The organism is Streptomyces sp. NPDC085524 (assembly GCF_044541755.1).
Lineage (GTDB): Bacteria > Actinomycetota > Actinomycetes > Streptomycetales > Streptomycetaceae > Streptomyces.
In genome coordinates, this window is record NZ_JBITTH010000013.1 from 43936 (window position 1) to 57506 (window position 13571).

Annotated in this window: 11 protein-coding genes and 1 pseudogene; 10 read left to right on the top strand and 2 right to left on the bottom strand. The window is 73.7% G+C overall.

The window, feature by feature from the left end; all coding sequences use genetic code 11:
* Window positions 1-158: 158 nt before the first annotated feature.
* Both ACIGFK_RS21095 and ACIGFK_RS21100 read left to right on the top strand, forming a co-directional pair.
* Window positions 159-998, top strand: coding sequence for a sulfurtransferase (locus tag ACIGFK_RS21095; protein WP_400053091.1), 840 nt, complete (start codon window positions 159-161; stop codon window positions 996-998).
* Between the two features lie 82 nt (window positions 999-1080).
* Window positions 1081-1887: a VOC family protein gene (locus ACIGFK_RS21100; RefSeq protein WP_376656686.1), complete on the top strand. Its 807-nt coding sequence runs from the start codon at window positions 1081-1083 to the stop codon at window positions 1885-1887.
* Between the two features lie 7 nt (window positions 1888-1894).
* On the opposite strand, the pseudogene ACIGFK_RS21105 reads toward ACIGFK_RS21100, so the two are convergent.
* Window positions 1895-2101: pseudogene (locus tag ACIGFK_RS21105) on the bottom strand (MarR family transcriptional regulator); the annotation flags it as partial.
* A gap of 84 nt (window positions 2102-2185) precedes the next feature.
* Here ACIGFK_RS21105 and ACIGFK_RS21110 point away from each other — a divergent pair.
* The 3 genes from ACIGFK_RS21110 (at window position 2186) to ACIGFK_RS21120 (ending at window position 5964) form a co-directional block, all read left to right on the top strand.
* Entirely contained in the window at window positions 2186-2929 is a 744-nt protein-coding gene (locus tag ACIGFK_RS21110; protein WP_386471416.1) for a DUF4097 domain-containing protein, read from the top strand.
* Between the two features lie 96 nt (window positions 2930-3025).
* A complete protein-coding gene (gene lon / locus ACIGFK_RS21115) occupies window positions 3026-5422 on the top strand; it encodes an endopeptidase La (RefSeq protein WP_376656684.1) in 2397 nt (798 codons plus the stop codon).
* Window positions 5423-5523: 101 nt separating this feature from the next.
* Complete coding sequence (locus tag ACIGFK_RS21120) at window positions 5524-5964, top strand: MarR family winged helix-turn-helix transcriptional regulator (RefSeq protein ID WP_376656683.1); 441 nt, start codon at window positions 5524-5526, stop codon at window positions 5962-5964.
* A 353-nt stretch (window positions 5965-6317) separates the two neighbouring features.
* On the opposite strand, the gene ACIGFK_RS21125 is transcribed toward ACIGFK_RS21120, so the two are convergent.
* A complete protein-coding gene (locus ACIGFK_RS21125; RefSeq protein ID WP_376656682.1) occupies window positions 6318-7091 on the bottom strand; it encodes a hypothetical protein in 774 nt (257 codons plus the stop codon).
* Between the two features lie 399 nt (window positions 7092-7490).
* Here ACIGFK_RS21125 and ACIGFK_RS21130 point away from each other — a divergent pair, with 399 nt between their 5' ends.
* Genes ACIGFK_RS21130 through ACIGFK_RS21150 form a run of 5 tightly spaced genes read left to right on the top strand, consistent with a single transcriptional unit; the run spans window position 7491 to window position 13486 of the window.
* Complete coding sequence (locus ACIGFK_RS21130) at window positions 7491-10634, top strand: nitrate- and nitrite sensing domain-containing protein (protein WP_400053095.1); 3144 nt, start codon at window positions 7491-7493, stop codon at window positions 10632-10634.
* Window positions 10631-11110, top strand: coding sequence for a roadblock/LC7 domain-containing protein (locus ACIGFK_RS21135; RefSeq protein WP_376656680.1), 480 nt, complete (start codon window positions 10631-10633; stop codon window positions 11108-11110). Before ACIGFK_RS21130 ends, ACIGFK_RS21135 begins: the two co-directional genes overlap by 4 nt.
* Window positions 11107-11496, top strand: coding sequence for a DUF742 domain-containing protein (locus ACIGFK_RS21140; RefSeq protein ID WP_376656679.1), 390 nt, complete (start codon window positions 11107-11109; stop codon window positions 11494-11496). Before ACIGFK_RS21135 ends, ACIGFK_RS21140 begins: the two co-directional genes overlap by 4 nt.
* Complete coding sequence (locus tag ACIGFK_RS21145) at window positions 11477-12115, top strand: ATP/GTP-binding protein (protein WP_376656678.1); 639 nt, start codon at window positions 11477-11479, stop codon at window positions 12113-12115. Before ACIGFK_RS21140 ends, ACIGFK_RS21145 begins: the two co-directional genes overlap by 20 nt.
* 21 nt (window positions 12116-12136) lie before the next feature.
* Window positions 12137-13486 (top strand): styrene monooxygenase/indole monooxygenase family protein, encoded by a 1350-nt coding sequence (locus ACIGFK_RS21150; RefSeq protein ID WP_400053096.1) that lies wholly within the window; start codon window positions 12137-12139, stop codon window positions 13484-13486.
* The last annotated feature ends 85 nt before the right edge of the window (window positions 13487-13571 follow it).

Below are 13571 nucleotides of genomic sequence, written 5' to 3' on the forward strand. Positions count from 1 at the left end.
GGCGTTCGAGGAGCGGGGTCCGGGGCGGAGCCCCGGGGAACGCTGGAAGGGCGGGCAGGGGACCCGGCCCCGCGCAGCGGCCGCCCGGACCCCGCCGCGCCGATCCGGGTGCGCAAGGATGAGGCGGCCAGCCCCTACGCACCCCCCGGAGGCCCCGCATGACCGCAGCCGAGATCCCGGTACCCGGCCCCCTCGTCGACACCGACTGGCTCGCCGACCGCCTCGGGCAGGGGGTCGTGGTGTTCGACGCCTCCGTCGGGGCCCACCGGGGCGCATCCCGGCGCATACCCGGCGCCCGTCCCTTCGACCTCGACGGCGTGCTGTCCGACCACACGGCCCCCGCCCCGCACACCATGCCGGGTGCGGGGGAGTTCACCGAGGCGATGCGGGCCCTGGGTGTGGACGACACCGCGACCGTGGTGGTCTACGACGCCGCCGGCATCTACTCCAGCGCCCGCGCCTGGTGGATGCTGCGCGCGATGGGCTTCGACCGGGTCGCCGTGCTGGACGGGGGGCTGCCCGCGTGGGCTGCCGCCGGGCTGCCCGTCGAGGACACCGCCCCGTACTACGGCGGCCCCCGGGGCTCGTTCACCGCGCGGCCCCGGACCGGGCTGGTGGTCGGCGCCGAGAGCGTCGCCGCGGCCCTGACCGACACGGCCGCCGCCGTGCTCGACGCCCGTACGCGGGAGCGCTTCGCGGGTACCGCCCCGGAGCCGCGGCCCGGGCTGCGCGGGGGGCACATGCCGGGCGCGCTGAACCTGCCCTTCGGTGAACTCCAGGGGCCGGACGGCCGGATGCGGCCCGCCGGGGAGCTCCGGGAGGCCTTCGAGGCGCTGGCGGGGGACCGGGAGCGGCTCTACTTCAGCTGTGGGTCGGGGGTGACCGCCTGCGTGCTCGCGCTGGGTGCGGACCTCGCCGGGTACGGCAGCCTCGCCGTGTACGACGGGTCCTGGAGCGAGTGGGGGCTCGAGTCCGCGGGGCGTCCGGTGACGACCTGAGATCACCCGGACGGGCGGATTTCCCGGGCCTTGCGGGGGTACGGAACGGCAGTCCTGACCCACCCGTCCCATGGAGAACCCCGTGCCCGAGAAGAACGGCCCCTACGAGGCAGGTACTCCCTGCTGGATCGACCTGATGGTCCCGGACCAGCAGAGTGCGATCGACTTCTACAGCGACCTCTTCGGCTGGCAGGGCGAGGTGGGCCCGCCGGAGACCGGCGGCTACGCGGTCTGCTCGCTCAAGGGCAGGCCGGTCGCCGGGATCATGGCCGCCATGAACCCGGACGGCACCACCCCCGACCCGATGCCCCCGGCGGTCTGGACGACGTACCTGGCCTCGGACGACGTCGACCGGACCCTCGGGCAGATCGGCGAGGCCGGCGGCAAGGTGATGATGCCGGCCATGGACGTCACGGACATCGGCCGCATGGCGGTCGTGTCCGATCCGCAGGGGGCGGTCTTCGGGCTGTGGGAGGCGAAGTCGTTCACCGGTGCCGGGATCGTCAACGAGCCGGGCGCGCTGATCTGGAACGAGCTGAGCACCACCGACACGGATGCCGCGGGCCGGTTCTACGCGGCGGCGCTGCCGATGACGCCGAAGGCGTCCGGGACGGAGGGCGCCGAGGGCTATGTGGAGTGGCAGGTCGGCGGCCGGGCCGTCGGCGGCATGATGACGCTGGAGAAGGCCCCGCCCGGGACCCCTCCGCACTGGATGGCGTACTTCTCCGTGGACGACGTCGACGGCGTCACCGCCGCGGCGGTGCGGGCGGGCGCCACCGTCCTGGCGCCCCCCTTCGACATGGTGGCCGGCCGGATGGCCGTACTGGCCGACCCGCAGGGAGCCGTGTTCTCGGTCATCGCCGCCTCGATGGCGGAGCAGCCCGCCTAGGCCACGCCTAGGCCGGCAGGGTGCCGCCGGTGTTGCGGATCATCTGGCGGAGGACCTTCGGCGTGGTGACGTAGTCGGCCTCGGCTACGCCCTCGTGGATCCGGCCGATGATGGCGGGGGCGTGCCGCTTGAGGTCGAGGCGGGCCTCCTCGCCCGCCTCGGTGATCCACAGCCGCCCGTCGCCGTCGCGGGCGAGCCAGCCCCGCTCCAGCAGGTCAAGGGTCCGGGGGTTAACCCCACCCGGGGTCCGGGTACCGGCCCCATCGGCCGCGCCCCCGTGGCGGGCGAGCATCGTGGCATGACTTCTCACACCGCGTCAGCCCGCACCGCAGCCGTCGTCCTCGGGGCCGGACTCCTCCTGGCCGGCTGCTCCTTCACCGACGGCCCGAAGAAGACGGCGACCGCCGACGCCACGGTCGCCGAGGCCGTCACCGCCGTGGAGCTGGGGGACACCCGGGCCGGCTCCATCGAGGTCACGCCCGGTACCGGGCCCGGCGTCACGGTCCGCCGTACCGTCCACTACCGCGGGGACAGCGCGCCCGTGCCCGGCCAGAAGGTCACCGGCGGGGTGCTCACCTTCACCGACGGCTGCTCCGGCACCTGCTACGTCGACTACCGCCTGGAGGTCCCGGCCGCCGCCACGGTCAAGCTGGAGAGCAGCAGCGGCCGCATCTCGGTGACGGGCGTGGCGGCGGCCGAGGTGAAGGCCGACTCCGGCAAGGTCGCCGCCGAGCGGATCGCCGGCCCGCTGAAGATCCGTACGTCCTCGGGCGCGATCAGCGCCACCGGCCTGTCCGGACCGGACGCGGACGTCCGCTCGGACTCGGGCGACACCCGCCTGGACTTCGCGAAGGTCCCCTCCTCCGTGCGCGCCGAGACCTCCTCGGGCGACGTCACCCTGAAGGTCCCCTCGGCCCCCTACCTGCTCGCGGTCGCCACCACCTCCGGCACGCAGGACGTCACGCTCCCCTCGGACCCGGCGGCGGCCTCCCGCCTCGCGGCGAAGACGACCTCGGGGGACGTCCGCATCTCCACCGTCTGAGAGGTGTTCGCCCCCGGCGAACGGGCGTTGGGGAACATCGGGCCGCGCAGATGCATTGAGTCGGCGTAGCTCAACTTCACTGCCGGAGGGAAGATCATGGCTTCGACGTCCGTACCGCTCACTGTGCCCGTGCTGCCGCTCGACGACGAGGTCGTGCTGCCCGGAATGGTCGTCCCGCTGGACCTGTCCGACACCGAGGTGCGCGCAGCCGTCGAGGCGGCGCAGGCGGCGGCGGGCAGCGGGAAGCCCAAGGTGCTGCTCGTGCCGCGCATCGACGGGACGTACGCCGGGACCGGTGTGCTCGGGACCGTCGAACAGGTCGGGCGGCTCTCCGGCGGAGACCCCGGCGCGCTGATCCGCGGCCTCGGCCGGGTCCGCATCGGGGCCGGGACCACCGGGCCGGGGGCTGCGCTCTGGGTCGAGGGCGAGACCGTGGAGGAGAGCGTCCCCGATCCGCTGCCGGGCGCCGTGACCGAACTCGTCAAGGAGTACAAGGCGCTCGCCACCAGCTGGCTCAAGAAGCGCGGGGCCTGGCAGGTCGTGGACCGGGTCCAGCAGATCGAAGGGGTCTCGGCGCTCGCCGACAACTCCGGCTACTCGCCCTTCCTGACCGTGGCCCAGAAGGTCGAGCTGCTGGAGACCGCCGACCCGGTCGCCCGCCTCCGCCTCGCAGTCAAGGCGCTCAGCGAGCACCTCGCCGAGCAGGACGTCGCCGAATCCATCGCCAAGGACGTCCAGGACGGCGTCGACAAGCAGCAGCGCGAGTTCCTGCTGCGCCGCCAGCTGGAAGCCGTACGCAAGGAACTGCGCGAGCTGAACGGCGAGAAGGACGGCGAGGAGTCCGACGACTACCGCGCCCGCGTCGAGGCCGCCGACCTGCCCGAGAACGTACGCGAGGCCGCGCTCAAGGAAGTCGACAAGCTGGAGCGCTCCAGCGACCAGAGCCCCGAGGGCTCCTGGATCCGGACCTGGCTCGACACCGTCCTCGAACTGCCCTGGAACGAACGCACCGAGGACCAGTACGACATCCAGGGCGCGCGGGCGATCCTCGACGCCGAGCACGCCGGACTGAGCGACGTGAAGGACCGCATCACCGAATACCTCGCGGTCCGCAAGCGGCGCAGCGAGCGCGGGATGGGCGTCATCGGCGGCCGCCGCGGCGGCGCCGTCCTCGCCCTCGTCGGGCCGCCCGGCGTCGGCAAGACCTCCCTCGGCGAGTCCGTCGCACACGCCATGGGCCGCAAGTTCGTCCGCGTCGCCCTCGGCGGCGTCCGCGACGAGGCCGAGATCCGCGGCCACCGGCGCACCTACGTCGGCGCGCTGCCGGGCCGGATCGTACGGGCGATCAAGGAGGCCGGGTCCATGAACCCGGTCGTCCTCCTCGACGAGATCGACAAGGTGGGCTCCGACTACCGGGGCGACCCGGCCGCCGCCCTGCTGGAGGTGCTGGACCCCGCCCAGAACCACACCTTCCGCGACCACTACCTGGAGGTCGAACTCGACCTCAGCGACGTGGTCTTCCTCGCCACCGCCAACGTCCTGGAGGCCATCCCCGAGGCGCTCGCCGACCGCATGGAGCTGGTCCGCCTCGACGGCTACACCGAGGACGAGAAGGTCGTCATCGCCCGCGACCACCTGCTGCCCCGGCAGCTGGACCGCGCCGGCCTCGGAGCCGACGAAGTGGTCCTGGAGGAGGACGCCCTGCGCAGGCTGGCCGGCGAGTACACCCGCGAAGCGGGCGTGCGCACCCTGGAGCGGTCCATCGCCCGCCTCCTGCGCAAGGTGGCCTCGCAGCACGAGCTGGGGGAGCGAGAACTGCCCTTCCGGATCGGCGCCGACGACCTCCGCGCCCTCATCGGGCGGCCGCACCACGTGCCGGAATCCGCCCAGGACCCGGCCGAGCGGCGCACCGCCGTCCCCGGCGTGGCCACCGGACTCGCGGTCACCGGCGCGGGAGGCGACGTCCTCTTCGTCGAGGCCTCACTGGCCGACCCGGAGACCGGCGCCGCCGGACTCACCCTCACCGGCCAGCTCGGCGACGTCATGAAGGAATCGGCGCAGATCGCGCTGAGCTTCCTGCGCTCGCACGGCGCCGAACTGGAACTGCCCGTCGCCGACCTGAAGGACCGGGGCGTGCACATCCACTTCCCGGCCGGCGCGGTCCCCAAGGACGGCCCGAGCGCCGGCATCACCATGACGACCGCCCTCGCCTCGCTCCTCTCCGGGCGGACGGTCCGCACGGACGTGGCGATGACCGGCGAGGTCTCCCTGACCGGGCGGGTCCTGCCGATCGGCGGGGTCAAGCAGAAGCTGCTGGCCGCGCACCGGGCCGGGCTGACCACCGTCATCATCCCGAAGCGCAACGAGGCCGACCTGGACGACGTCCCGGCCGAGGTGCTGGAGGGGCTGGAGGTCCACCCCGTGACGGACGTCCGCCAGGTGCTGGCGCTCGCCCTCGCCGAAGCGGAAGTCGCCCTGCCGGCCGCCGCCTGACACCGGGTCCGGCCCGGGTCCCCGTCTCCGGCGGGGTCCCGGGCCTTTGCCTTGCCCCCTGCGAAATACTGGCTGCTCACACACCACCGAAGGAGCCGTACGTGCACGGGAGCGAAGACCAGGAGTTCCTTGCCCTGGAGCGGGAACTGTCCGTCTTCCTCCGACGGGCCCGAGCCTCCTCCGGCGAGATGGCCCGCGAGCTGCACCCCGAGCTGGAACCCGCCGCGTACGGGCTCCTCGTACGCCTGGAGGCGGCCGGCCGGCAGCGGGCCACCGAACTGGCCGCGTACTTCGGCGTCGGCAAGGCCACGATGAGCCGCCAGCTGCGGGCGCTGGAGGTCCTGGGCCTGGTCGCCCGCGAGCCGGACCCCGCCGACGGGCGGGCCTTCCTCGTGGGCCTCACCGACGAGGGCCGGTCGCGGTTCCTCCGCGTCCGGGACGCGCGGCGCGAGCAGTACATGCGCAAGCTGGCCGACTGGGACCGCGGTGAGGTGGCCGAACTGGCCCGTCTCCTGAACCAACTGAACGCGGGCGGCGAGTAGCCCTCCCCGCGGCCCCTGCCGGAGTGCCCCGCCGCTCGCGCTGCCGCCGTCGGGGTCGGGTGTGCGGCGGGGCGCCCCCGCAGGGCGTCGAACGCAACCGCCCTCCGCCCTCCGGCCCCGTGAAACGTTCGACGGCCGAGGAGGTGCCCCGCCGCGCGCCCGGGCCCGGCGGCCCCTGCGTGTGCGGGCCCCTGCGTGCGCGGCGCCTCACCCCACCCCGCCCCTTCCCGGCGTACCGAATGTGCGGCTCCGCCGCGTGGGGGCTCCGCCCCAGACCCCGGTCCTCAAACGCCGGACGGGCTGGAGGGTGCGGGCTGGATGGAGGGGGTGGCGGCGCCCGCGGCCCGGTGCGGTTAGAGCTCTGCGTAGGCCGCTGTCGCGTCGTCGTGGCGTTTGCCGCGGGGGACCGTACGGGACGGGTCGGATTCGATCGCGCGGACCCGGCCGATCAGGGCCTCCGCGCCCTCCTTGCGGAGCAGCGCCAGGCACTCCGCCCAGTCGCCCTCCCCGAACGTGTCCGTCCACCGGCTCGCCCCGTCCGTGAGCGCCGCCACCGCCCGCACCCGGTGGCGCGGCCACCGCCCCGTCACCGCCCGCCGAGCCACCGCAGGATCCGCCGCCGCCGTGAAGAAGCCGCCCTCCGCGTTGCGCAGCGCGTCCGTCGCGGCCACCGACCGCAGGACCTCCCGCGGCACCCGGTCCAGCCGGTCGTCGCGCACCGCCGTCACCTCGCCCCCGGGCGCCTGGAGGAGCAGTACGGAGTCCGAGAGCACGAGGTGCTCCACGTACTCCTCGTCCCAGCGGACCATCACCACCGTCGCCTGCGGCGTGCGGACGTGAGAAAGGTCACACGCCCCCCGATGGGCATCGGCCGTGCCGCGGATCGCCTCCGCGAGGATCCCGTCCAGCGGCATGTCCCGCCGCGATCCGGACAGTTCGGTCAATCGGCCGCCGAGCCGGGCCGTGAACCACGGCACCCCGTGCGTGCACCCGTCCTCGCCGCTCGGCGGGGTGACCCCGTCCAGGGCGACCAGGACCCCGCCCCCCGAGGCGGGGATCGCCGCCGACACCCAGTCCTCATTGGGGCGTTCCCGGTTGCCGGGGGCGGAAGCGAGGTCGATGCGCATGCGGACATACTGCCCGCCCGGCGGTGCCGCGCGCAGTCAGGTCCGTACCAAATCCCGGGACCCGGGCGGGAAAGGGCGAACCGCGCCGCGCCCGCCCCGCAGGGGCGCCGGCCGCCGCCCCGCGCCGGTGTGGGCGCGCATATTGCCAAAGCCCCCATCGATCTTTCAACCGCCCGTCCACGGCGCGGCTCTGGAGCCACCTGTCCGAGTTGGAAGCCAACTCATCCGTGATGTTCACTCGTTCGAGTGGCCGGGTGGGCGATGTGCGGCTCTCTCCCCAACACGCTGCAAAGGTCTGAAGCGGTACGAGGGGGCAGGGGGCGTTTACTTGTTGACCGGCCGTTACCTCGGCCACACGAGTAGACGAGCAAGAGCACACGTACAGGATTGCGAGCACCGGTGCAGAAGAAGCGGTCTCGGAAGAACGGCACCGCCACCGACGGCCCGGCCCCCGCAGGACGACGCGTCCGCGTGCGCCGCAGGCTGGTCGTCGGAGTGGCGGTCACCGGCCTCACCGTCCTCGCGGCCGGCGCACCCGCCGTCGTCTCCGCCACGAGGGAACTGAACGACTCCCAGACCCTCGTCACCCTCGCGGAGCAGACGGGGCAGGCGCTCACCCTGACCCACCTCCTCGGCGACGAGCGCGACGCCGTCGTCGAGTACGCCGCCAAGGGCCGCCCCGGCAACGCCAAGGGCCCCGTCCAGGAGCGCATCGCCCGCACCGACCGGCAGCTCGCCGAGGTCCAGGCCGATGCCGACGAGGCGACCGCCCGCTCCCTCGCCCGGATCCGGGCCGTCCGCACCGAGGCCGTCGACGGCAAGGGCAGCGCCCTCGCCGCCCACCAGGCCTACGCGGGCGTCATCGCCGAACTCCTCGCCCCCGGCGACCGGCTCGCCGAGCTGACGCCGCCGCGCGCCACCGCGGCCCTCGCCACCACCCGGCCCCTGGCCCCGCTCGCCCAGGCCGTGGAGCAGGCCTCGGCCACCCGCGGACTGCTGCTCGCCGCGCTGGCCGTCCCCCGCGGCGAGCAGCCCCCCAACTCGGCCGTGGTCGACGAACTCACCACCGCCGCGCAGCGGGCACGCGTACGCGAACAGGCCGCTCTGGACGACTTCGCGCGGGCCGCGCGCCCCGACGTACGGCAGACCCTCGCCGCCACCGTCACCGGCCCCGAGGTCAAGACGGCCGACGACTACCTCAAGAAGCTCACCGAGCGGCCCACCCTGAACTCCGCCGACCGCAAGACCGACGCGGGCGCCGTGGGTTCCGCGCTCACCGCCCGCCTCGACCGCATGCGGTCCGTGGAGTCGACGCTGGCCGGCCAGCGGTCCTCCGCGCTCGCCGCGCAGCGCGACGACGACGTGACCCGGCTCGAACTGGTCATCGCGGCGATGGGCGTGCTCTTCCTCTTCGCCGTCGGCTTCGCGACCGCCGTGGCGCGCTCGCTCACCCGGCCGCTGTCCGTCCTGCGCCGCGGCGCGGAGCGGCTGGCAACGCCGGAGGGCTCGGTGGAGCCCGTGCGGTTCACCGGCCGCAACGACGAGTTCGCCGAGGTCGTGCGCCATCTGAACGCCGTCCGCGAGCAGACGGTCTCCCTGCACACCCGGATCGCCGGGCTCGACGCCGACAAGCGCCGGATCAACGGCCGCAACGAGGCGCTGACCGCCGGCCGGGAGGCGCTGGAGGAGGAGCTGACCAAGCTGCGGGCGGGTCTGGAAGAACACCGCCGCATCATGTCGACGACCTCCGTCTCGCTGTCGCTGCGCACCCTGGGCCTGGTGGAACGCCAGCTTTCGGTCATCGAGGAGCTGGAGTCCAAGGAGCAGGACCCGGACCGGCTCGCGACCCTGTTCAAGCTGGACCACCTGGCGACGGTGATGCGCCGCCACAACGAGAACCTGCTGGTCCTCGCCGGCCAGGAGCACGGCCACGGCCAGGGCCTGCCGGTCCCGCTCGTCGACGTCATGCGGGCCGCCGTCAGCGAGATCGAGCGCTACGAGCGGGTCGACCTCGCGGCGCTGCCCGCGTTCACCCAGGTCGCGGGACACGCGGCCGACGACATCTCGCACGTGCTGGCCGAGCTGCTGGAGAACGCGACGACGTTCTCGCCGCCGGACGTGAAGGTGAAGGTGTCCGGGTGGCTGCTGGACTCCGGTGACGCGGTCCTGTCCGTCGTGGACGAGGGCATCGGCGTCACCGAGGACCGCCTGGAGGCGCTGAACGCCCGCCTCTCCACCCCCGACGCGTACGACGAGGAGTCCGAGGAGGAGCACGGCCTCGGCCTCGGCCTGTACGTGGCCGGCCGGCTCGCGGCCCGGCACGGCGTGACGGCGGAGCTCCGCGCCCCCCGGCACGGCGGCACCGAGGCGCTGGTCGTCGTCCCCGTCTCCCTCCTCCCGGCCACCCCGCCGGCCACCCCGGTCCACACCCTGTCCACCCCGGGCGGGCCCGCCCTGCGCCTGCCGGGCGTGATAGCGGAGGCGAACGAGAACACCCTCCTGGCCCGCCCGCGCGGTGCGGACGCCGTGTCCGCTCGCACGGAGCCGACGGATGACACCGTGCTCGGCGGGGATCCGGATGCCGCCTTCGGCGCGGCCGCGGATGTCGAAGCCGCCTTCGGCGCGGCCGGGGACGTGGAGGCCGCCTTCGGCGGAGCCGGCGACGTCGATGCCGCCGACGTCGATGCCGCCTCTGGCGCGATCGGTGACCTGGACGCCGCCTTCGGCGTGACCGCCGACGTGGCTGCGCAGGCCGGGTCGTCCGGCGGAGCCGCCGCGGCCGAGCCGGCTGCTGCCGATCCGCTGTCGCTGGTCCAGGGGGCCGACGCCGACGCCCTCGCGGGCGACCCGGAGCACGCCCTGGCCCCCTCGGAGCAGCCGCGCCCGCGAGCCGGCGACGGCGCGGGGCTGCCCCCGGCCGACCAGGTGTTCACCGCTTCGGGCCTGGCGGAGCCGGTCGCGGGCGGTGCGACCCCGGACGGGGCCGCGCTGCCGCCCGCCGACCAGGTGTTCACCGTGTCCGCAGCGGCGGCGGCCGAGGCCGCCGATCCGGCGGAGACCCCGGGGGCGGGTTCCCCCGAGGAGCAGCTGCTCGCGAGGGTCGTGCCCGATGCCGACGCGCTCGCCGCCGGGGTGCCGGACCCCGAGTCGGCTGTGCCGGCCGCGGCGGACGATGCCGACCGCGTGGCCGACGTACAGCACGCTCCGGCGGAGCCGGACCCGCACACGCACACCCCCGCCGAGGGGAACTGGCTGCCCCGCCAGGGCAGCCACCCCGACGGCGAAGACGTCACCGACAAGGGCCTGCCCAAGCGGACCCCGCGCTCCGTCACCGCCGCCGGACGCGCCGACGACGTACGTCCCGCCCCGCCCCGACGCGTGGACGCAGACGAGCTGCGGCGCCGGCTGGGCGGCTTCTACCAGGGGGCCCAGGACGGGCGCCGGGTCTTCGCCGCCGAGGTGGCGGAGGCGGCGGCCGGAGCGCAGGAACAGGGCGAGGGGCACACCGACCAGGGGGACACCGCACAGGAGGCACGCACATGACCGCGCCCAGTACGTACGGACTGAGCACCCAGGCCCGCAACCTGCAGTGGCTGCTGACCGACCTGGTCGAGGAGGTGCCCGGCGTCAATTCCGTGGCCGTCGTCTCCTCGGACGGGCTGCTGCTCCTGTCGTCCGACCCCGGTGCGGCCGCACCACGGGCCAAGAACACCGCCACGGGCCCGCGCGGAGCCTCCGCCGACCTCGCGACCATCGTGTCGGGCCTCGGCAGCCTCACCACCGGCGCCGCCGCCCTCATGGACGGCGGATCCGTCAAGCAGACCATGGTGGCCATGGAGCACGGCTCCGTGTTCGTCATGGCCATCAGCGACGGCTCGCTGCTGGGCGTGCACGCCACCCCGGACTGCGACATGAGCGTCGTCGCCTACCACATGGCCCTGTTCGTCGGCCGCGCCGGCCACGTCCTGACCCCCGAAGTCCGCAGTGAGCTGCGCCAGTCGATGGAGAAAACCCCGTGAGGAGTCCGGCCTCCGACCGGCTGCCGATACGCGGCGCCGACCGCCGCCCCGCCCGCGTCCGCCCGTACTCCCTCACGGGCGGCCGGACCCGGTTCACGCAGGTCCTGCTCGTCGAGACCTTCGTCGCCGCCCTGGAGACGAAGGCCTCGCAGCCGCAGAAGCCCGACCGCATGCCCGAGATGCGCGCCATCGTCGAGGTGACCCGCCGCATGCGCACGATCGCCGAGATCGCGGCGCTGCTGAAGCTGCCGCTCGGCGTGGTCCGCGTACTCGTCAGCGACCTCGCCGACCAGGGCCGGATCCGCGTCTACGGGTCGGGCCACGGCACGGGCCGTCCCGACCGCGCGCTGCTGGAAAGGGTGCTCAGTGGTCTTCGCCGTCTCTGACGAACCGGTGTCCCCGCCGGAGTCGGACGACGAGCCCGTCCAGCCCTGGCAGTACGACCGCTCCCGCGCCCCCGTCGCCGTGAAGGTGCTGGTCGCGGGCGGCTTCGGCGTCGGGAAGACCACGTTCGTCTCCTCCCTCTCCGAGATCACCCCGCTGCGCACCGAGGCGGTGATGACCCAGGCCAGCGTCCCGACGGACGACCTGTCCGGCACCCCGGACAAGAACACCACCACCGTCGCCATGGACTTCGGCCGTGTCACCCTCGACGACGATCTCGTTCTGTACGTGTACGGGACCCCGGGCCAGGAGCGCTTCTGGTTCATGTGGGACGACCTCGTGCGCGGCGCCATCGGCGGCATCGTGCTGGCCGACACCCGGCGGCTGCGCGACTGCTTCCCCGCGCTCGACTACTTCGAGACCTGCGGGCTTCCGTACGCCGTGGCGGTGAACCACTTCGAGGGCTCCGACTCCTACGAGCCCGAGGACGTGCGCGAGGCGCTGACCGTGCCGCCGCACGTACCCGTTGTGATCATGGACGCCCGCCACCGCCGGTCCGTCGTCGAATCCCTGCTGACGCTGGTGGGGCACGCCCTCGACACCACTCCCGATTCCGAATAGTCCGAACAGAGAGTGTGAGAGATGCGCAAGATACTCGTCGTGGGAGCCGGCCAGGCCGGTCTCCAGCTGGCCCTCGGACTCCAGGCGAAGGAGTACGACGTCACCCTCATGTCCAACCGGACGGCGGACGAGATCCGCACCGGGCGGGTCATGTCGACGCAGTGCATGTTCGACACGGCGCTCCAGCACGAGCGTGACCTCCAGATCAACTTCTGGGAGCAGCAGGCGCCGAAGATCGAGGGCCTCGGCGTCTCGGTCGCCGCCCCCGACGCGGGCCGCGCCGTCGACTGGATGGGCCGGCTCAAGGGGTACGCGCAGTCCGTCGACCAGCGCGTGAAGATGGCCGGCTGGCTGGACGCCTTCACGCAGCGCGGCGGGCAGCTGGTCATCCACGGCGCGTCCGTCGCCGACCTGGACTACTTCTCCCGCGCGTACGACCTGGTGCTGGTCGCCGCCGGCAAGGGCGAGCTGGTGTCGATGTTCGAGCGGAACGCGGTGCGTTCCCCGTACGACGCCCCGCAGCGCGCGCTGGCCGTCTCGTACGTCCACGGGCTCGGCCCGCGCCCGGAGCACCCGGAGACCGAGGCGGTCCGCTGCAACCTGGTGCCGGGCGTCGGCGAGCTGTTCGTCATGCCGACCCTGACGACGTCGGGGCGCGCGGACATCCTGTTCTGGGAGGGCGTCCCGGGCGGCCCGCTGGACGTCTTCAACGGCGTGCGGGACCCGAAGGAACACCTGGCGCTCACGCTGGAGCTGATGGAGAAGTTCACGCCCTGGGAGCACGCGCGGGCGAGGAACGTGGAACTGACGGACGCGGGCGGCACCCTGGCGGGCCGCTACGCGCCGGTGGTCCGCAACCCCATCGGCCGGCTGCCGGGCGGCGGGCTGGTGCTGGGCGTGGCGGACGTGGTCGTGGCGAACGACCCGATCACGGGCCAGGGCTCGAACTCGGCCGCCAAGTGCGCGGCCTCGTACCTGTCGTCCATCCTGATGCACGGCGACAAGCCGTTCGACGAGGCGTGGATGAAGGGCACCTTCGACAAGTACTGGTTCACCACCGGCAAGCCGGTGACCCAGTGGACCAACGCCATGCTGGGCGTCCCGCCGGAGCACGTGCTGAACCTGATCGGCGCGGCCGGGCAGCTCCAGCCGGTGGCGAATCGATTCGCCAATGGCTTCGACAACCCGGCCGACTTCGATGCGTACTTCTACGACCCGGAGGACGCGGCGGACTACCTGGCGGAGGTTGCGGCCGCCTCCGCGGCTTCCGGGGCTTCTGAGGTTGCCGGGGTTTCCGTCGCTTCCGGGGCTTCTGGGCTTTCCGGGGCTTCTGAGGTTTCGTCGTCTGAGGGTGCGTCCTCCGACGAGTAGCCCGTGTCGTCCCCCTCCGCCGCGGTCGGCTCAGGCAGCGGCGGAGGGGTGAACTCCTTGAGCGGGGCCCCGTCCGGGTCCGGCC

Bases quoted from the DNA above. Each gene is read 5' to 3' on its own strand.
- lon (WP_376656684.1), top strand. From the start codon at position 3,026: ATGGCTTCGACGTCCGTACCGCTCACTGTGCCCGTGCTGCCGCTCGAC.
- ACIGFK_RS21125 (WP_376656682.1), bottom strand. From the start codon at position 7,091: ATGCGCATCGACCTCGCTTCCGCCCCCGGCAACCGGGAACGCCCCAAT.
- ACIGFK_RS21110 (WP_386471416.1), top strand. From the start codon at position 2,186: ATGACTTCTCACACCGCGTCAGCCCGCACCGCAGCCGTCGTCCTCGGG.
- ACIGFK_RS21095 (WP_400053091.1), top strand. From the start codon at position 159: ATGACCGCAGCCGAGATCCCGGTACCCGGCCCCCTCGTCGACACCGAC.
- ACIGFK_RS21135 (WP_376656680.1), top strand. From the start codon at position 10,631: ATGACCGCGCCCAGTACGTACGGACTGAGCACCCAGGCCCGCAACCTG.
- ACIGFK_RS21150 (WP_400053096.1), top strand. From the start codon at position 12,137: ATGCGCAAGATACTCGTCGTGGGAGCCGGCCAGGCCGGTCTCCAGCTG.